Genomic DNA, 18,279 nt, shown 5'->3' on the forward strand with positions numbered 1-18,279 from the left:
GCTGGGCGCACGCTCCAATGCGTTGGCGATGGCCCGCATCGACATGCCGGTTTCATATAACGCATGCAGACGGTATCGTTCTGCCAGGTCCAGGCGGCTGGATGACATGGGCAACTCCACTTGGCGGTGAAGTCGTTCAGGTCAGGTCGCCTGGACCACTTCACAACCGTTGGTGTTGCGATCCAGAGTTGAAGCCGCCGGCCCGAACCGATCCGCGTCCAGTGAAGTGATCGTCGAGTTGCAGATCCGCCAGCCAAGGCGCCTGCCAGCGTCCGGAGCCGATGCACTGCAGCTGGATCTGAATCGAGGCTCGATCAAAGTCCAGCAGGTGGCTTTCATCCTGCGCAACCTTACAAACGTCTTCAATAAAAGCTAGCGCACCTTCATGCACCTGCGCGATGGTCGACCATTGCGTTGCCGATAGCTCCGGACTGGCGTAGACCGCAGTCGGAACTTCGGTGGTGGTTGTGAAGTGAGAAAACTGCGGCGAGGGAGCAGTGAGAAGTGCTTCCAGAAGCAGGTCGTGGCGCAGGATCGTCGATTGGCCCGGATCACCCTCAGTGCGCCCATCAAAATAGCGGGCGGCGGCCCAACTCTGTGCAGTGATTTTTGCGGCGCGCTCGTTCACGGCAAAATAAGCGCCACCGAGCGGTTGACCGGTCAATCTTGTTAGGTTGGCTTGGATGCTGCCGGAGTAACCTATATCGGCCACCATCGCAGCGCCGCCACCTGCAATCGCACTCCAGTAATGCAGATACGCCCGTCTTTCAGTTTCGGCAAGCACTAGCAGTTCATTGATTGCCGGAGCCATCAGCGCTAGAAGCTCGGCGTGCATTTCCGGCAGGTAGACATCGCGTTGCATGACCGAGCGGCCTAGTCGACGTTCCAGAATATGTGCCGCACAATCTCCCAGGCGGGCCTGCACCAGGTCGCCCAGCGTGCCGGTATAGGTACTGTCCAGCAGTAATGCAAGATCGTCCGGCGCGTGTAGCGAGGGTGTTCCGGTTCCCCGCCGCGATGCGAGCAGATACTTGCCATGAAGCTGTTCAAGCGCCGGGGAAGTTTGCTTCACGAGCTGAAAACCTTGCTCCAGCAGGTGGCCTTCTCGGCTCAAAAACAAAATCGTTTCGATATTGGTTTGCTTCGCCATGCGGATCAGCCAAGCGAGATAATCGAAGATCAGCGGGCCGATGACCACATAGCCAAGACATGCTGGGGAAAGTGTCGGCAACGGCGTCAGTGTTTCTGGGTGCCGGTCGGCAAGATCGGCGAACCGATTAGCCAGTAAGCCAAGCCACAACTGGTCCTGCCACCGCGTTGCCGCACCCAACGGTGGCCTGAGCGCGCGCAATGCAGGAGCTACATCCAAAAGCGCAGATGGGCGAAGCACATGCACAGGTGTCAATAATTTGTGCATCTGTGGACGCTGGATATCGCCGTGTTCGTTGTCGCCGACATGCAGCCACTGCGATGTGTCGATTTTTTCAATATCTGGCAGCTTCTTCCAGGCACTGTCAGCATCTTTGCGCCAACCCGTCTCGCAGGACACGTACCAGGCCGCTGGCAGTGCGCTCACTTCGGGTGGCAGGATCTGCTGCAGCAATGCGCTATCCAGATACATGTCCGAAAGCGCAACCAGGCGGGTACCACGTTGCTGCAAGTGTTTAGCTGCTGCGACGACACCTCGACGTGGTTGTAGCAATCTGGCTTCAACTGCCACTTCCAATGCCTGGAGGGCGCTGATTGGAAGTCCTGCCGCATCGGGTAGGCGAGACAGGGCGTTGTAGATGCTCGATAAATCGACATCGGCGCCATGCAGATGGCGTGCCTTGGACTCAGCAAGATCGCGTAGTTCAAGAAAGTTTTCGACCCCGAATTGGCACGCTATCAGGTGGGCAATATAGGCGCGAGCACCCGCCGGAAACAGGAAGGGCCTCACTACCAAGGTGTCGAAGATGTCCAATGACACCAGCCGAGCTTGCAGAGAGGACAATGTCAATCGCGTGGCGATCGGCGTCTGGAACCAAGCCTGCCAGTTGCGCCCACCTTCGCTGCTGAGCGCCAGCGTGCCGCCTTGCGGCAATATGCCGACGCGATACTGCTGGTGCCGAACGATGGCGACGAACATGCGTTCCATTGCGTGATGAAAGGTGCCGTCGATCTGGCCGTGCTCTTCCGGAAAGTCTTTCAGCTCAAGGTCCAGTGCGTACAACGGCCGTAATGCATCCACCTTTGCCCAGAACATCGATCCTGCAGGAAAATCAATGTACTCCGAGGCGCTGATATCGAATCCGAGACGTTGGGCCAGCGCGCGGCAGACCTCAAAATTACTCAGCCAGGTATGTGCCCACAGCGGCACCCGTTCGTAACTCTCGGGGTAAAGCATGCCAAGGCGCGGCTCGGCCTGAAACATTCCCAGTTGCCAGGCGATGCGCTCCGGGCTCCCCATCATGGATGAGACCAGGTAGCGGCGCCACTCGCCTTGCTCGCTGCCTGTATACAGGGACTTTTTTGTGTGCAGATGGCCGACAACATCCAATGCCAGGATCTGCTCACGGAACGTCACCACCAGCGGTGCGATATCACGACCACGGTTGGGCACGATGCGCACATCGAGTTTCTCAATATGTGGTAGCTGGGAAAAGCGGTCAAGCGCGTGATCTGCCGCTGTTTCATCCATCACAGACACCAGCAGGTCATAGCCAACCGGCATGTGCTGGAGTGACTGTGCAAATTCGTCGATCAGGTCGGGATAGAAGACGTGCACCATCACGCCAACTTTTAACTGCAGTTGCGACAGGGGCACAGGCGCGACGAACGGCTCTTGGTCCGACAGGCGGGGAGCTGCCAGCTGCTTGCGCCCGGCCAGTCGCACTCGCTGCAGAAAGCCGCGTACTCCGAGGGCGCGGATCACCTTGAATGCCCGCATCCCAACCGCGGTTGCGCCTGAAAAACCGCCACCATGGAGCTCTACCGAGCGACGTGCCGCAGCCACGAGTTTTGAGAGACTGCTAGTCACGGGTACGCCAATGGTTGCTCAAAGATTCTGGTAATTCGGCCCCGAACCACCCTCCGGTGTGACCCAGGTGATGATCTCGTAGGGATCCTTGATGTCGCAGGTCTTGCAGTGCACGCAGTTGGCGGCGTTGATCTGCAGGCGCTTGCCGGAGGGGCTGTTGGTGTCTGCGACCATTTCGTAGACGTTGGCCGGGCAGAAGCGGGTGCAGGGGTTGGCGTACTCCTGCACGCAGCGGGTGGCGCAGATGTCGGTGTCGAGCACCTTCAGATGTACGGGCTGGTCTTCGTCATGTTCGGTAGCAGCGAAATAAACCGCTTGCAGGCGGTCGCGTGGCGCGAGTTCGCGCTGCGCGTAGTCGCGCTTGGGTTGTTCGTACTCGCCGAGTTTGTGCAGTGCCGACCAGTCGTGTTTGTTTTTCAGCGTCCATGGCGAGGCGCCCTTGAGCGCTGTTTCCCAGGCGGCGTTGAGCAGGCCGAACCACAAACCCTTCTTGAAGCCGGGCTTGATATTGCGCACTTCTTTCAGCTCGGCCATCGCATCGGAGGCGCGCAGTTTGGCATCGAAGCCTTGCGGAGCCAGTTGCGATTGCGCCAGGTGTTCGGCCGCTAGCATGCCGCTGCGGATCGCCTGATGGGTGCCCTTGATCTTGGGCACGTTGAGCAGGCCGGCGGTGTCGCCGATCAGCAAAGCGCCAGGCATGTCCACTTTCGGCAGCGATTGCCAGCCTCCGGTAACGATGGCACGCGCGCCGGCCGAGAGGATGCTGCCGCCTTCCAGCAATGGCTTGATCAACGCATGGTTCTTCCATTGCTGGAAGGCTTCCCACGGCTGGTATTCAGGGTCGCTGTAGTCCAGTCCGCTCACATAACCGAGGGCGATCTGGTTGTTGTCCAGGTGATACAGAAAGCTGCCGCCATAGGTGCGGTTGTCGGCCGGCCAGCCGAGCGTGTGCACGATCTTGCCTGGGCTGACGCGCCCCTCCGGGACCTGCCACAGCTCCTTGATGCCGATCGAATAGCCCTGCGGATCGGCGTCGGCAGTGAGGTCGAAGCGTCTGAGCAGGCGTTTGGTCAGATGCCCCCGCGCGCCTTCCGCCAGCACGGTGACCTTGGCGCGGATATCGATACCTGCGGTGTAGCCGGCCTTGTGCGCTCCGTCCTTGGCCACGCCCATGTCGCCGATGCGCACGCCGATGACCTGGTCCTTGCCGTCGTGCAGGGTTTCGGCAGCGGCAAAGCCTGGATAGATTTCCACGCCCAGCGCTTCGGCCTGCGGCGCCAGCCAGGCGCACATCGCGCCCAGGCTAACGATGAAGTTGCCGTGGTTGCGCATGCCCGGCGGCACCACCGGAAATTTGTGCGCGCTGTCCTTGCCGAGAAACCAGAATTCGTCGTCGGTGGCGGCCATGCAGATTGGCGGCGGGTTGTCGCGCCAGCCGGGCAGCAAGGCATCCAGCGGGCCCGGTTCGATCACTGCACCGGAGAGTATATGCGCGCCGATGGTGCTGGACTTTTCGATCACGCACACGCTGATGTTCGGATCGAGCTGCTTGAGCCGGATCGCAAAGGCCAGCCCGGCCGGACCTGCGCCGACGGTGACGACGTCGTACTCCATCACCTCGCGCTCGACCGTCTCTGACGCATGTGCGCCGACTCCCGCTTCCGACATTGCTCCGCTCCCGTTGGCTCGATGGCTAACGCGCATTTTCCGGGATTCGGTGTGACGGCGGCAAATCGGATCGATTCATCCGCACCGCGCGGCACCGCTCAGCGGGTGCGTGCTAGCGTTTGCCGCATGAAGATTCGGGTGGCATTGCCGCAAGCGGAGATCAGTTGGTGTCGCGGCTGGTTGCAGGCGGCGCAGGCCGATGCGCTCATGCAGGCGCTGCTGGCGCAGGTGCAGTGGGAGGTGCATCGCATCCGGATGTTCGGGCGTGTGGTGGACTCGCCGCGTCTGAGCAGTTGGATCGGCGATCCGGAGGCGAGTTATCGTTACTCGGGCACACAGTTCGCGCCGCAACCGTGGCTGGACGCGTTGCAGCCATTGCGCACTCGACTGCAGGCCGAGACCGGTCAGCGGTTCAACAGCGTGCTGGTCAATCGCTATCGCAGCGGCAACGATGCGATAGGTTGGCATAGCGATGATGAGCCGGAGTTGGGCGCGCAGCCGTTGATCGCCTCGTTGAGCCTGGGTGCGACGCGGCGCTTCGCGTTCAAGCGCCGCGACGGTGCGGCGTTGAAACAGACGCTGGAATTGGGGCACGGCGATCTCCTGCTGATGGGAGGCCAGACGCAGCGGCACTACCGACATGCGTTGCCGCGTACCGCCAAGCCGGTCGGCGAGCGCATCAATCTGACCTTCCGTCAGATCGCGATGCGCGTATCCCAGCGATAAGAGCGGCTAACAAAACGTAGCGAGCGCTCGCCTGGCGGTGAGTGCGGTGGTTTTGTCGTCCGCATCTTGGTGGATGCAGTCAGAAGGCCAGGTCAAACGCTAGGTGGGTCGAGTGTGCGGTGCCCTCACCGCACCAGAGAGTTGATCTGTAGCTTTTTAAAACCCTGCACACCGACTATCTCGACTGGCCCTTGCCCGCTCACCGTCGCGTGACACGCTGCAAGTACATCCATGTAAGCTCTTACGCGGCATCCATGCCGCGTAAGGTCCCGCAACGGTGAGCAGGCAAGGGCCCTGCAGCCAGGCAGCAGATCAGCCGGCCTGCAGTAGACCGGCTTGAAGTGGTTTTGTTAGACGCTCCAAGTCTGTCGCTTGCACTTACAACGAACGCGGCAGGTTCTGGCTGTCCTGCTGACCGGTGATCAAGGTCCAACCCACCAGCTCGGTGGTGACCTGGGTCAGCGCCTGCTCGAAGGCGGCGACCACCGCAGCGGTGTCGGTGCTGGTGGATGGGCGTGCGACCAGGAAGGTGCGCGAGGCGGCCACGCGTTGATCCGACGAATGCAGCAGCTTGGCGTTGAGTTCGATGGTGGCCGAGGGCAACGACTGGCCGGCGTAATCGGCTTCGAAGCGGCGCACGTCGATCGCCAGTTTGTAGTCCGAGCGGATCCCGGCGCCGATGCGCGCAATCGCCGCAATCTTGCCGGAGTCTTCGAACGCGCGCACCACGCTGTCTTCCAGCATGTCGGTGGCCGGCTGTGCCCAACCCGCGCCGTGATAGACCTGCAGTTCGCCCGGGGTGGGGCGCACATTGATGCGCGGGCTGTCGATGACGCGCGCGGTGCTGGGTTTGGCCACCGAGAGCTGCCAGCTCACCTGCGGCCAGGACGGGTTTGGGGTGATCCGCACGGTGGGTGCGTAGATCGTGGCCGGTTTCTGGTCGCCGCCGGTCAGGACCGAGCAGCCGCCCAGCGCCAGCAACGAAACGCACAACACGGGACGCAACAGGCGCATGGCAGTCATTTCGGTTCGAACTCCTTGGGTGCGTCGCGGCCGAGCAGGTAGCGCGCAGGGTTGTTGCCCAGTTTGTCGCTGACCCGGCGCAGATCGCGGATCAGACCGCGCAACTCGGTGAGCGTGGGCCCGAGTTGGCCTAGGCCATCATTGGCGAAGCTATTGATGGCGGCGCGGTTCTCGCCAAGGATGGTGTCGGCGTTGCCGGCGGCCGAATCCAGCTTGACCAGGGTGGCGTCGAGCTTTTCCAGGATGCCCGGCAGCTGCTGCACCAGGTTCTGGTCCAGCCGCTTGATGGTGCCGTTGGTGGTGGTCAGCGTGGCGTCCAGATTGCGTGCGGCATCGCGCGCGCTGACGATCAGCGCCTGCATGCCGTTGTCGCGATCGGCGATGCCGCCGCTGATCTTTTCCAGGTTCTGCAAGGTGGCGGTGATGCTGGCCACGTTCTTGTCCGAGAGCATCTGGTCCATGCGCTCGACGATGCGGTTGGCGGTGTCGGTGATGTTCTGCAGCGCCGACGGCGTGGTCTGGATGATCGGGGCGTCGCTCTTGTCGATGGTGGTCAGCGACGGCGCTTCGGGCGTGCCGCCGGATAGCTGGATGATCGACGGGCCAGTCAGGCTGGTGATAGCCAGCTTGGCGCGCGTATCGCTCTTGATCGGCGTGGTGGAGTTCACCCGCACGTGGGCCACGACCTGGCGCGGGTCGTTCGGCGCCAGGGTCAGCTCGGTGATCGAGCCGACCGCGATGCCGTTGTATTGCACGGGGCTGCCGACCGTCAGGCCGGTGACTGCCTCGCGAAACACCACCCGGTATTGCTGCCAGGTGCGGTCGGAGGAATATTTGGCCGCCCACAGCCCGAACAGCAGCAGGGCCAGGCCTGCCACGATGGTGAAGGCGCCGATCAGGACGTAATTGGCTTTGGTTTCCATGCTCAGGCGGTCTCGGTGGAGTCGGTCTTGGCCGCGCGCGCGGCGCGGGCGCGCGGACCGTGGAAATATTCCTGGATCCAGGGGTGGTCGAGCTGTTCGACTTCGGACAGCGGCGCGTTGGCGATCACCTTGCGATCGGCCAGCACCGCGATGCGGTCGCAGATGGCGTACAGCGTATCCAGGTCATGCGTAATCAGGAACACGGTCAGGCCCAGTGCCTGCTGCAGGGTCCGGATCAAACGGTCGAAGGCGGCTGCGCCGATTGGGTCCAAGCCAGCGGTGGGCTCGTCCAGAAATAACAGCGGCGGGTCCAGCGCCAGTGCCCGCGCCAGACCGGCGCGCTTGCGCATGCCGCCGGACAACTGCGAAGGCAGCTTGTCCAGCGCATCGGCGGGCAGGCCGGCCAGCTTGATCTTCAGCAGCGCCAGTTCGAAATACCAGCGCTCCGGGAACTCGCCGTGATGTTCCTTCAACGGTACCTGCACGTTCTCACCGACGGTCATCGACGAGAACAGCGCGCCGTCCTGAAACAGCACGCCGGTATTGCGGGTGATGTGCTGGCGGTCGGCGAAGCGGCCTGAGCGCGCATCCACTCCCAGCACTTGGATCGTGCCGGCGTCCGGCTCGCGCAGGCCCAGGATGCTGCGCATCAGCACCGATTTGCCGGTGCCCGAGCCGCCGACCACGCCCAGGATCTCGCCGCGGCGCACGTCCAGATCCAGGTCCTCGTGCACCACCTGGCTACCGAAGCGGTTGGTCAGCCCGCGCACTGAAATCGCCAGCTGGTCGTCGTCGGTATCGATCTCGGGATCGGTGATTGGGAATTCGGGATTAGTCACAGTGCGCCTTCCCTATGAGTCCGGGCACGCTGCACGCGCCTGCTTTGGCGAATCCCAAATCCCAAATCCCGAATCTCGACTATCCAATCCCTGCCTCACCTCACCACCCCATCTTCATGAACCACAGCGCGGCGATCGCGTCGAGGATGATGACCAAGGAAATCGTCTGCACCACCGAGGAGGTGGTGCGCTCGCCAACCGACTGCGCGGTGCCGCTGACCTTCAAGCCTTCCAGACAGCCGATCAGGCCGATCACCAGCGCAAACAACGGCGCCTTCGACAGGCCGACCAGGAAGTGCCGCAACTGGATGGTGTCGTGCATGCGCGCCAGATACATCTGCGGCGGAATATCCAGATCGAACGCACCCACCGTCACGCCACCGGCCAGGCCGGCGATCATCGCGATGAAGGTCAGCAGCGGCAGGGTGAAGATCAGCGCGAGCAGGCGCGGAATCACCAGCAGGTCGATCGGGTCCAGGCCCAGGGTGCGGATGGCATCCACTTCCTCGCGCGATTTCATCGCACCGATCTGCGCGGTGAAGGCGCTGGCAGTGCGCCCGGCCAGCACGATGGCGGTCAGCAGTACCGCGAATTCGCGCAGGAAGGCGATGCTGACCAGCTCCACCACATAAATTTCCGCGCCGAAGTCGCGCAGGATGGTCGAGCCCAGGAACGCGATCACCGCGCCTACCAGGTAGGACAGCAGCACCACCAGCGGCACCGCATCCAGACCGACCTGCTCCATGTGGTGCACGGTGGAGGTCAGGCGGAAGCGGCGCGGCTCGTGGATCAGGCGCGCGATCTTGACCAGGTTCTCGCCCAGAAAACTGTTCAACTCCAGGATGCCCTGGCCGATGCCATGCGTAGTGCGGCCCAGACGGTCCAGCGCGGCGACAAAACCATAGTCGCTTTTGGGTTTGGGGCGCTCGTCGTTGAGTTCTTCGATGGTGCACACCAGGGCCTGGTGCTCATCGCGCAAATCGATCGCGTCTTCCTTCAATCCCATGCGGCTGGCAAAGCGCAGCAACTGCAGCACGCCGGCCGAATCCAGTTGTGCGATGCCGCGCGCGTCGATGCGACGGATGCCATCGGGCACGGCCTGCAGCAGTTCTGCCTGGGGCAATGCGGTCGCCAGTACCCAACTGCCAGCAAGGCGGACCTGTACGTGATCCTGCGAGTCTTGTTCGATGCGGGGAGGTTGCGATTTGATCATGGGTGGCCTGTCCGTGGCGCCAGCATACAGCGGCCAGCGTGAGCAAATGTTGGGGACGCTTCGCACCTGCGGCTCCGGCATGGGCGATCCGGGCGCCGGCCGCGCGCACTGCGGCATACACTGGTCGCCTCGCCAGACGGCGTTTCTCCGATCCGACCCGCCACGCATGTCCGCTGCCACCCTCGTCCAACCGTCCGCCAGCGCCACCTACGCGCAGCGCGTCGCCTTCGTTTCGGAAATCGCCGGGCGCCTGCATACCTATGGCACCACCGCGCAGCGGCTGGAGGCCGCGGTGATCGGGCTGTCGCAGAAGCTGGGCCTGGACTGCGAGCCCTGGTCCAATCCCACCGGCATTATCTTGAGCTTCAGCGACCCGACCAAGTCGATCGGCTCCAGTGACATCACCCGGGTGATCCGGCTGGCCCCGGGCGAGAACGATCTCTACAAACTCAGCGTGGCCGATTACATCGCCGACAGTGTGGCCAATGGACGCATGAGCATCGCGCAGGGTCATACGGCGCTGCGCCGGTTGGACCGCGAGGTGGATCGGCGTGGCAAGGCCATGCAGGTGCTGGCATTCGGGCTAGCGGCTGCCGGCGTGGCCGGGCTATGGAAATTGCCGTGGCTGGATATCGCCACCGCTGGCGCGATCGGTATGTCGATCGGGCTGCTGACCCAATACACCGATAAGCGCCCGGCCACCAAGGAGGTCGGCGAAGCATTGGCCGGCTTGCTGGCCGGTGTGGTAGCGACGGTGGTCGCCTCGCTACTCGGCCCGTTGAATCTCAATACGGTGATCATCGCCTCGCTGGTGGTGCTGCTGCCCGGCATGTCGCTGACCAATGCCTTCAACGAGCTGGCCAGCCAGCATTGGGTGTCCGGAACCGCGCGCCTGGCCGGTGCGGTGACTACCGTGCTCAAGCTCACCGTCGGTGCGGTGATTGCGGTGATGCTGACGCAACTGGTCGGCCTGCAGCCGCAAGTTGCTGCAGTGCGTCCGCAGGCCAGTTGGGTGGAATGGGCCTCGCTGCTGGTAGCCGCGTATGCGTTCGCGGTGTTGTTCAAAGCCAGTCGACGCGATTATCCATGGATCATGGCCGCAGCCATGTCCGGTTATGTCATTGCGCGTTATGCGGGGCATGCCTGGGGTGGCCCAGCTGGCGTATTCGCCTCGGCCATGGCCTTGACTGCCGCCGGTAATCTCTTCGGGCGGGTGGTACAAAGGCCTGGTGCCTTGATCCGTTTGCCGGGCATCATCATGCTGGTTCCGGGCAGTACCAGCCTGCGCGGATTTCTCACCTTGGTGCAGCAGCAGGATGTCAGCGTCGGGCAAGCGGCACTATTGGCAGTGACCAATATCGTGATGGCATTGATGGCCGGATTGCTGTTTGGCAATCTGTTGATTCCGGCCCGCAAGAATTTATGAGCGGCAGGAAAAGCGCGCAATAAAAACGCCGGCAATGCCGGCGTTTTTATTGGTTTTAATCAAGCGGCCTTGGACTTCTTGGTAGCGCGCTTGGTGACGGCCTCACGTGCCGAGGTCTTCTTGGCCGGGGTCTTTTTTGCGCCGACCTTGCTGATCAGAAAGTCTTCAACTTTCTTGCCAGCGGCGGTCAATTCGGCCAGCCAGCGCGGCTGCTTGCCACGGCCGGTCCAGGCTTCCTGGGGATTGGCCGGATTGCGATACTTCGGCGGAACCTTGCCCAGCTTGCGGCCAGCGCGCGGGCCCGGCTTGGCAGCAGCAGCCGGACGACCCGGACCAGCGCTGGCAGTGGCGGAAGCGCCAAACACTTCTTCAATGGAATAACCATGCGCTTTTGCGGCGCGGGTCAGCTGCGTGCGGACCTTTGCGATCGGGGTGCGCTTGGCAACCACCGTCTGCTGCTTCTTCGCATTCTTGATCAGTGCACCCAACTGCTTGGCCGACAGGCCGCTAAGATCGATCGACATCACTACTCCGGAAAATGAGAGAGGAAAGAATGCCGGTCCATGGCAGTGCTGTCCATAATAATGTCAGAAAACCCGCATGACAAATGCGCCGAAATAATTCGGCGCCTTGTGTTCATCTGTTTGAAGCGGATTCGGGGTGTTTGATCAATGTCCCAGGCGGGAGAATAACCCGGCCTTATCCAGGTTTTCTGCCGCCTCGGCGATGCGCGCGCGATATTCAAATGTGCCGGCCGCCAATCCGCGTTCTGAGACAACTACCCGATGCGGAATGCCCAAGAGTTCCATATCGGCAAACATGGCGCCCGGACGCAGGCCGCGATCGTCCAGTGCGGCTTCGATCCCTGCGGCGATCAATTCATCCAAAACGGCGCTGGCTGCGTCAATCACCTGCGGGTCCTGTTTTGGGTTGATCACGCACACTACCACTTGCCACGGCGCCATCGGCGCGGGCCAGACAATACCGGCGTCGTCGTGGTTCTGTTCGATTGCTGCGGCCACGATGCGCGAAATACCGATGCCGTAGCAGCCCATCTTCATCACCGCGAGCTTGCCGTTCTCGTCGATCACGGTGGCCTGCAGCGCTTGCGCGTACTGGCTGCCCAGCTGGAACACATGGCCTACTTCGATGCCACGGGCCAGCCGCAGTTCGCCGCCATCTGCCGCACGTTCGCCTTCAATGACGTTGCGCACATCGGCAACAGTGTCCGGTTCGGGTAGGTCGCGGCCCCAGTTGACGCCAGCCAGATGCGCGCCGGGCACATTGGCGCCAACCACAAAATCGGCCAGTGCTGCAACATCGCGGTCGGCCACCACGCGTACCGGGCGCGCGGTGTTCACCGGGCCGAGGAAGCCAGGTTCGCAGCCGAGGTGGTCGCGAATTTCGGCCTCGTTGGCCATCCGGTAACCGGCCAGGCCAGCGACCTTGCCCAGCTTGATCTCGTTGACTGCGTGATCGCCACGCACCAGCACCAGCACGAAGCCGGCCTCGGTCATCACCGCCACCGACTTGACCGTGCGCTGCAGCGCGATGCCCAGCAACTGGGCGACGTCTTCGCAGATCTTCTGGGTGGGCGTTTCGACCTGGCGCATCGCCTCGCCAGCCTCGGCGCGCGGGGCGGGCAGGGCGGCGCTTGCGGTTTCCACGTTGGCGGCGTAATCCGAGCCCGTGGAAAACGCCAGCGCGTCTTCGCCGGAGGCGGCGATGACGTGGAATTCTTGCGAGGCATCGCCGCCGATGGCGCCAGAGTCGGCCTGCACGGCGCGGAATTCCAGCCCCAGGCGGGTGAAGATGCGGGTGTAGGCCGCGCGCATGTTGTCGTATTCGCGCGCCATGTCCGCATCGGTGAGATGGAACGAATAGGCATCCTTCATCAAGAACTCGCGCGCGCGCATCACGCCGAAGCGCGGGCGGATCTCATCGCGGAACTTGGTCTGGATCTGATAGAAATTCAGCGGCAGCTGCTTGTAGCTGTTGATCTCCTGGCGCGCGAACTCGGCCGCTGCTTCTTCGGCGGTGGGGCTGTAGCAGAACTCCTGCTCCTTGCGGTCGGTGATCTTGAGCAACTGCCCGCCGAACTTTTCCCACCGGCCGGTAGCGTCCCACAGCTCGCGCGGCTGGATGGTGGGGAACAGCACTTCCACCGCCCCGGCGCGGTTCATCTCTTCGCGCACGATGGCCTCGACCTTGCGCAGCACGCGCAGGCCCAGCGGCGACCAGGTGTAAAGCCCGGAGGCCAGCTTGCGGATCATGCCCGCGCGCAGCATCAGACGGTGGCTGACCAACTCGGCCTCGGCCGGGGTTTCCTTGGTGGTGTGCAGGTGGAACTGGGAAAGACGCATCGGGCTTCGCTTGGGCGGAAAGCCCCTAGTTTGCCAGTGTCGCGCCCTGCCGGTCAGTGGCGCCGGCCGCATGCGTGGCAAACGCATTGGCTGCCGTAGGTGGATTAACGCAGCTGGACTGGCGCGTGTTGACTGGCGCAGGGCCGGTCCCTGGAACTCAGGCGGCCGGGCCGTCACGGGTCGGTGCGGGCTTGCAATAGGCCTTGGCGGCCGCTTCGGCGAGGTTGCGTTGCGCGGTGCGGGCATCCGGGTCCAGCGGGGTGCCGGGCTTGCCGTCGGTGCCGGCGCCCATGGTGAGCTCGCCCTTGCCGCGGAGCAGCTCCAGATTGCGGCGTGCGGTGAGGCAGTCGGCCGATTCGGGGGCTGCGGCTTCTGGCGCGGCGATGGCGGCGGTGCCGCTGCGCGCATCGATCCGGCGCGATTCGTAGCGCTGGCCGTTCGGCGGCGGTGTTTCGGTGTAGTGGGTCACGCCTTTAGCGTCCTTCCACTTATAGAGATCGGTCGCGCCAGCGGCGGCGCTGACCAGCATCAACAGGGCGCAGAGCCCGGATGACAGGTGCATGAGGCTTCCCCTGGATGATTCCTGCGGCGATTGCAGCATCCGCGGCCCGTGCTGGCAAGTGATCCTGCCCAGCGTGTGCATCAAGGGCAAGGGGCGCTACCGCCGAACGGACCTCAGGCCCTACACTTGTCGCATGGATGAAATGAGACCGCCCCCGCGCTCGCGCACGATTTACCTGCTGCCGAATCTGTTCACCACCGCCGGGCTGTTTTCCGGTTTCTACGCCATCATCGCCGCCGCCAATGGGCAATTCGTCCAGGCGGCCATGGCGGTGTTCGTGGCTGCGGTGATGGACGGGCTGGACGGCCGGGTCGCGCGCCTGACCAATACCAGCAGCGAATTCGGCGTGCAGTACGACTCGCTGGCCGATCTGGTCAGCTTCGGCATGGCCCCGGCGCTGGTGATGTACCACTGGTCGCTGTCGGCGCTGAAGTACGACAGCAACGTGATGGGCCGGGTCGGCTGGTCGGCCGCCTTTCTCTATGCGGCCTGCGCTGCATTGCGGCTTGCCCGCTTCAACACGCAAGTGGGCGTGGTCGACAAGCGCTGGTTCATCGGTCTGGCCAGCCCCGCTGCGGCCGGCCTGATGATGGCGTTCGTGTGGGCCTTTGCCGACGACAGCCTGGGCTTTGATGGCGAGCAGCTGCGCTATCTGGCGCTGGCAGTGACGGTGGTCTCGGCCTTGCTGATGGTCAGCCGGATCCGCTTCTGGAGCTTCAAGGGCGGCGCGCGTGGTCCGCGTGCCGACCGCGTGCCGTTTCTGGCGCTGGCGATCGCCACGGTGGTGATCGCGCTGCTGGTGATCGATCTGGCCCGTTCGCTGCTGGTGATCGGCGTGCTGTATGCGCTGTCCGGCCCGGTGATGTGGCTGTGGCGGCGCTGGCGGCGCGTGCCCGAGCTGCCGTGAACACGCTTTCATGAGCACGCTTTCAAGGGCAGGTTGTCATGAGTGAGGGGGCGTCCGCGCCGATGTGGTCCGATCTGCAGGTCTCGTATCTGCAGGCGTTGGGCTACACCGTGTATCTGGACCGCAACACGCTGGACGCGCTGCCTGCGCCTGCCGAGGTGGTCGAAAGCGCGCCGGTGCGTGCTGAGCGTGCGGCGCAGGCGCCATCGGTGGCCCAGTCAGCTTCGCCTGCGGTACGACGCACGGCTCCGGCTGCACCAACCGAGGCGCCGCGTGCGAGCAACACAGCGCCGTCGCCCGGGCCGCAGCGGCGTAATCGCGTTGGGCTGCCGGATCGTTTGCAGATCGCGTTGTTGCGCGCTTCCGGCTGCAACCCCGGCGATCCGAATACCCAGGCCTTGATGGCCACCTGGCCGCTGGCCGAGCTGCGTGGCAATCCGGTGGCCAAGCGCGCGCTGTGGCCGCAGTTGCGTGCGCTACGGCGACGTCAGGACCCGGCGTGAGCGCGTTGAACGCGCCCCTGCCCACAGCGCTGCGCGCGCTGCGCGAGAGCGATCTGGACGTGGTGATGGAGATCGAGCATCTCGCCTATCCGTTTCCGTGGACGCGCAGCATCTTTCGCGACTGCCTGCAGGCCGGCTACCCCGGCTGGGTGATGGAGCAGGGCGGTCAGGTCATCGGCTATGGCGTGATCAGCATTGCCGCCGACGAGGCGCACGTGCTCAACGTCTGCATCGCACCGGAAGCGCAATCGCAAGGCCATGGCCGCGTATTCCTGCGCGCCCTGATCAAGGGCGCCTGCGATCGTGGGGCGCGGCGTGCGTTTCTGGAAGTGCGCCCCTCCAACTCCTCGGCGATCGCGCTGTATCACTCCGAAGGCTTCAACGAAATCGGACGGCGCCCGCGCTACTACCCCTCCAACACCGGCCGCGAAGATGCGTTGGTGATGGCGATCGAGTTGTTCTTCGAAGGGTTCTCCTGAGCGCGATCAGCGCTTGCTGATGGGCTGCGTTCGTTACGGTTGATGATGTGGTCTGTGCGGATGCCTGCGTGCATCCACGGCTGCTGCGCTGCAGCTCGCATGTGCGATGTCCAATCTCTATCGCAGTAACAGGCTGATCTTCTAGGTGTTTGATCCCGGGCTTTGATGGTGCACTCTTTTCCCTCGAATGGAAGCAAGCACGATGGGCCAGGTTCTGCATGGGAGCGCCACCACGACAGAGGCGATCGGTCGAGCGATACAACAGCGTCAAGAGAGCCTGAGAGCGCTTTCCAAGCGTTACGGCATCCATCACAAGACGGTGGCGAAGTGGAAGAAGCGGACCTCGGTTGCAGATGTGCCAACCGGGCCGCCGCCGCCGCGTTCCACCGTGTTGTCCGTTGCGGATGAGGCGGCGATCGTCGCTTTCCGCAAGCACACGTTGCTGCCGCTGGACGACTGTCTCTACGCACTGCAGCCGAGCATCCCGCATCTGACGCGCTCATCGCTGCACCGCTGCCTGCAGCGNAGGCGACAAAGCCGCCAAGAAGCGGTTCAAAAACGATCCGATTGGCGACTTCCACATCGACATTGCACAGGTGCAGACGGCCCAGTGCAAGCGCTCTCTGTTCGTGGCCATCGATAAAACGTCCAAATTTTCGCTCACCGAACTCCATCCCTCGGCCAGCAAGCTGGTTGCAGCGCAGTTCCTGCGCAATGTGATCCAGGCGGTGCCCTAGGCCCCGCAGGCGGTGCTGACGGATAACGGCATCCAGTCCACCAACCGAATTTCCGACCGCTATGCCTTCGTGCATCTCTTCAGTCGCGTCTGCAATGGAGCACGGCATCGAACACCGCAGGCGGGAACATAACGGCTGCCGATGTAGAGCAGCTGGTCGGGAAACGTGGCATGACAAGCCTCATGTGGGGGGGCACGCCGCAGCGATGGCACCTCAGTGCGTGAGATGCAGAGACTGCAGGTGGCGCTCGTATTGATCGATGATGTCGTTGATGATCTGTTCGCGGCTGTAACCGACCAAGTCGTAGTCCTGAGCTGCCTTCGTACAAATACACTTCGGCACGGTAATAGCATTTGCGGTGAACACGCCCCAGAACACGCGCAACCAGCGCGGGCCATCGTTGTGCGGCTCGCTGCTGTGCGATGACAAGGCGGATACCACCACCGTGCCGGAATCGTCTGAAGTGATGAACAACACGAAACTGATCGCCACCGTTACCGTGATCACCGTGCGTCTCCACGGGTAGCCTGCAGCAACGAATACAGCACCGTCTGCTGCGCATCGATGGCCTCTTGCGCCAGTGCGCCCTGGCCGTGATGCAGCAGCTGATGCAGCGCGCTGTTGCCGAAGATCGACCGCCACGCCAGGGTGAATCCGGGCGGGATCATTCACACCCCTAGGACAAATTCGCCAGTGGTGCGGCCGCGCGGCATGCGCGCGATAAACAGCCCAACGAAGGGTGCCCCGCCGATCCACCAGGCCCAATAGAACACCGTCCAGTTGCCCAGCCAGTCGCTGCGGCTACCGTAGGCATACACGTCGAAACTCTTGTTGACCACACTGCCCAGGCAGTCGCCCAGGTTCTGCATCAACGCGTTGAGCAGATATTGCGTGGGGCCGGCGAACAGCATGAACAGCAGCAGCGCGATCGCCAGCAGCATGTTGATGTCCGACATCCAGCGCACGCCTTTTCCACGCCGGAGACCGCCACCAGAATTGCCGCGCCCATCATCGCCACGGATCAGCGCCACCTGCACCCAATGCGCGTGCGGCACCTCCATCAAGGTGCTCAGGCAGGCATTGAGATGCAGCACCCAAACCCGTGCCCGCGCCCAAACCGAACACGGTGGTCACGATGCCCAAGGCATCCGCGGTGTAACCGATCGGCCCGTTGATGCGCTGGCCGATCAGCGGATACAGCGCCGAGCGCAAATCCAGCGGCAGGTTGTGGCGAAACGCGAAGTAGGCCAGTGCCATCGCCGCCAGCGCAAACACGCCCCAACCATGCAGGCCCCAATGCAGAAACAGCAACTGCATCGCCTGCCGTGCGGAGGCTTCGTCGCTGCCGGTGCCGCGTTGTGGCGGTTGCAGATAATGGGTGAGCGGTTCGGAGACGCAGAAGAAGAACAGCGTGATGCTGATGCCCGCAGCGAACAACATGCCGGCCCAGGACAGATAGCTGAATTCCGGTTTGTCGTGATCGGCGCCGAGCTTGATGGTGCCGTAGCTGGACAAGGCCACGCCTAACACGAACACCAGGTACACCGTCATCGCCAACAGGTGGTACCAACCGACATTGCGCGAGGCCCAGGTCTGCGCATCCAGCAGCACACGGCCTGCATCCAGCGGAAACAACGACACCAGCGAAGCAAACGTGCAGACCACCGTTGCCGTCAACGCCACCACCGGTCGCAAGGTGCGCACCGGTCACAGTTGCGGCGCCACCGCACACATACCGGGCCGTCTCAAGTTTGAAGTGCAACACCCTTTCGGCCAGTAGGGTGTGCACCTGTCAAAACGCGATTGTCACCTAAAGGAGCCTCTAAAAACCCCAGCAATCTGCCATCATTGACTTGACGCCCTGCCAGCGGAGAACGACAGACATGATCAG

General features: G+C 63.0%; 17 protein-coding genes and 3 pseudogenes. 7 read left to right on the top strand and 13 right to left on the bottom strand.

Features of this window, described 5'->3' with window-relative positions; genetic code table 11:
• The 3 genes from XpopCFBP1817_RS13385 to XpopCFBP1817_RS13395 all read right to left on the bottom strand — a co-directional run.
• A partial coding sequence (locus tag XpopCFBP1817_RS13385; protein WP_146090187.1) for a helix-turn-helix domain-containing protein occupies positions 1–108 on the bottom strand: 108 nt, incomplete at its 3' end.
• A gap of 52 nt (positions 109–160) precedes the next feature.
• Positions 161–2,929: a rhamnan synthesis F family protein gene (locus XpopCFBP1817_RS13390; protein WP_128417510.1), complete on the bottom strand. Its 2,769-nt coding sequence runs from the start codon at positions 2,927–2,929 to the stop codon at positions 161–163.
• A gap of 108 nt (positions 2,930–3,037) precedes the next feature.
• A complete protein-coding gene (locus XpopCFBP1817_RS13395) occupies positions 3,038–4,687 on the bottom strand; it encodes an electron transfer flavoprotein-ubiquinone oxidoreductase (protein ID WP_128417499.1) in 1,650 nt (549 codons plus the stop codon).
• A 126-nt stretch (positions 4,688–4,813) separates the two neighbouring features.
• On the opposite strand from XpopCFBP1817_RS13395, the gene XpopCFBP1817_RS13400 reads away from it, so the two are divergent.
• A complete protein-coding gene (locus tag XpopCFBP1817_RS13400; protein ID WP_128417500.1) occupies positions 4,814–5,413 on the top strand; it encodes an alpha-ketoglutarate-dependent dioxygenase AlkB family protein in 600 nt (199 codons plus the stop codon).
• Between the two features lie 378 nt (positions 5,414–5,791).
• On the opposite strand, the gene XpopCFBP1817_RS13405 is transcribed toward XpopCFBP1817_RS13400, so the two are convergent.
• The 4 genes from XpopCFBP1817_RS13405 to XpopCFBP1817_RS13420 all read right to left on the bottom strand — a co-directional run bounded on the left by XpopCFBP1817_RS13405 (position 5,792) and on the right by XpopCFBP1817_RS13420 (position 9,528).
• Positions 5,792–6,436: an ABC-type transport auxiliary lipoprotein family protein gene (locus XpopCFBP1817_RS13405; protein ID WP_128417501.1), complete on the bottom strand. Its 645-nt coding sequence runs from the start codon at positions 6,434–6,436 to the stop codon at positions 5,792–5,794.
• Complete coding sequence (locus XpopCFBP1817_RS13410) at positions 6,433–7,359, bottom strand: MlaD family protein (RefSeq protein ID WP_128417502.1); 927 nt, start codon at positions 7,357–7,359, stop codon at positions 6,433–6,435. Before XpopCFBP1817_RS13410 ends, XpopCFBP1817_RS13405 begins: the two co-directional genes overlap by 4 nt.
• Before the next feature lie 2 nt (positions 7,360–7,361).
• Positions 7,362–8,198 (bottom strand): ABC transporter ATP-binding protein, encoded by an 837-nt coding sequence (locus XpopCFBP1817_RS13415; RefSeq protein WP_128417503.1) that lies wholly within the window; start codon positions 8,196–8,198, stop codon positions 7,362–7,364.
• Positions 8,199–8,298: 100 nt separating this feature from the next.
• Positions 8,299–9,528, bottom strand: coding sequence for an MlaE family ABC transporter permease (locus XpopCFBP1817_RS13420; RefSeq protein ID WP_208619617.1), 1,230 nt, complete (start codon positions 9,526–9,528; stop codon positions 8,299–8,301).
• 49 nt (positions 9,529–9,577) lie between these two features.
• Between XpopCFBP1817_RS13420 and XpopCFBP1817_RS13425 the strand changes: the two genes are divergently transcribed.
• Positions 9,578–10,837, top strand: a complete 1,260-nt coding sequence (locus tag XpopCFBP1817_RS13425; RefSeq protein WP_128417505.1) for a threonine/serine exporter family protein — start codon at positions 9,578–9,580, stop codon at positions 10,835–10,837.
• A gap of 59 nt (positions 10,838–10,896) precedes the next feature.
• On the opposite strand, the gene XpopCFBP1817_RS13430 is transcribed toward XpopCFBP1817_RS13425, so the two are convergent.
• The 3 genes from XpopCFBP1817_RS13430 to XpopCFBP1817_RS13440 form a co-directional block, all read right to left on the bottom strand.
• Positions 10,897–11,361, bottom strand: a complete 465-nt coding sequence (locus XpopCFBP1817_RS13430; RefSeq protein ID WP_128417506.1) for an H-NS histone family protein — start codon at positions 11,359–11,361, stop codon at positions 10,897–10,899.
• A gap of 144 nt (positions 11,362–11,505) precedes the next feature.
• Positions 11,506–13,200, bottom strand: a complete 1,695-nt coding sequence (locus XpopCFBP1817_RS13435; protein ID WP_128417507.1) for a proline--tRNA ligase — start codon at positions 13,198–13,200, stop codon at positions 11,506–11,508.
• Positions 13,201–13,357: 157 nt separating this feature from the next.
• A complete protein-coding gene (locus XpopCFBP1817_RS13440; RefSeq protein ID WP_167393932.1) occupies positions 13,358–13,762 on the bottom strand; it encodes a DUF4124 domain-containing protein in 405 nt (134 codons plus the stop codon).
• A gap of 133 nt (positions 13,763–13,895) precedes the next feature.
• Here XpopCFBP1817_RS13440 and pssA point away from each other — a divergent pair, with 133 nt between their 5' ends.
• From pssA to XpopCFBP1817_RS23060, 5 genes and pseudogenes are all read left to right on the top strand, one after another.
• Complete coding sequence (pssA, locus tag XpopCFBP1817_RS13445) at positions 13,896–14,669, top strand: CDP-diacylglycerol--serine O-phosphatidyltransferase (protein WP_128417508.1); 774 nt, start codon at positions 13,896–13,898, stop codon at positions 14,667–14,669.
• 38 nt (positions 14,670–14,707) lie between these two features.
• Positions 14,708–15,172, top strand: a complete 465-nt coding sequence (locus XpopCFBP1817_RS13450; protein WP_128417509.1) for an alanine acetyltransferase — start codon at positions 14,708–14,710, stop codon at positions 15,170–15,172.
• A complete protein-coding gene (rimI, locus tag XpopCFBP1817_RS13455) occupies positions 15,169–15,651 on the top strand; it encodes a ribosomal protein S18-alanine N-acetyltransferase (RefSeq protein WP_167393933.1) in 483 nt (160 codons plus the stop codon). The genes XpopCFBP1817_RS13450 and rimI overlap by 4 nt, the downstream gene beginning before the upstream one ends.
• A gap of 202 nt (positions 15,652–15,853) precedes the next feature.
• Positions 15,854–16,176, top strand: a pseudogene (locus XpopCFBP1817_RS23055) (IS481 family transposase); the annotation flags it as partial.
• Position 16,177: 1 nt separating this feature from the next.
• Positions 16,178–16,506: pseudogene (locus XpopCFBP1817_RS23060) on the top strand (DDE-type integrase/transposase/recombinase); the annotation flags it as partial.
• Positions 16,507–16,601: 95 nt separating this feature from the next.
• Here the strand turns inward: XpopCFBP1817_RS23060 and XpopCFBP1817_RS23585 are convergent.
• From XpopCFBP1817_RS23585 to XpopCFBP1817_RS23070, 3 genes and pseudogenes are all read right to left on the bottom strand, one after another.
• Entirely contained in the window at positions 16,602–16,895 is a 294-nt protein-coding gene (locus tag XpopCFBP1817_RS23585; protein WP_279627116.1) for a BCCT family transporter, read from the bottom strand.
• Entirely contained in the window at positions 16,892–17,056 is a 165-nt protein-coding gene (locus tag XpopCFBP1817_RS23590; protein ID WP_279627117.1) for a hypothetical protein, read from the bottom strand. Before XpopCFBP1817_RS23590 ends, XpopCFBP1817_RS23585 begins: the two co-directional genes overlap by 4 nt.
• A pseudogene (locus XpopCFBP1817_RS23070) lies at positions 17,057–18,092 on the bottom strand (BCCT family transporter).
• Positions 18,093–18,279 lie beyond the last annotated feature (187 nt).

It is taken from the genome of Xanthomonas populi, from assembly GCF_002940065.1.
In the GTDB taxonomy this organism is placed as follows: Bacteria; Pseudomonadota; Gammaproteobacteria; order Xanthomonadales; family Xanthomonadaceae; genus Xanthomonas; species Xanthomonas populi.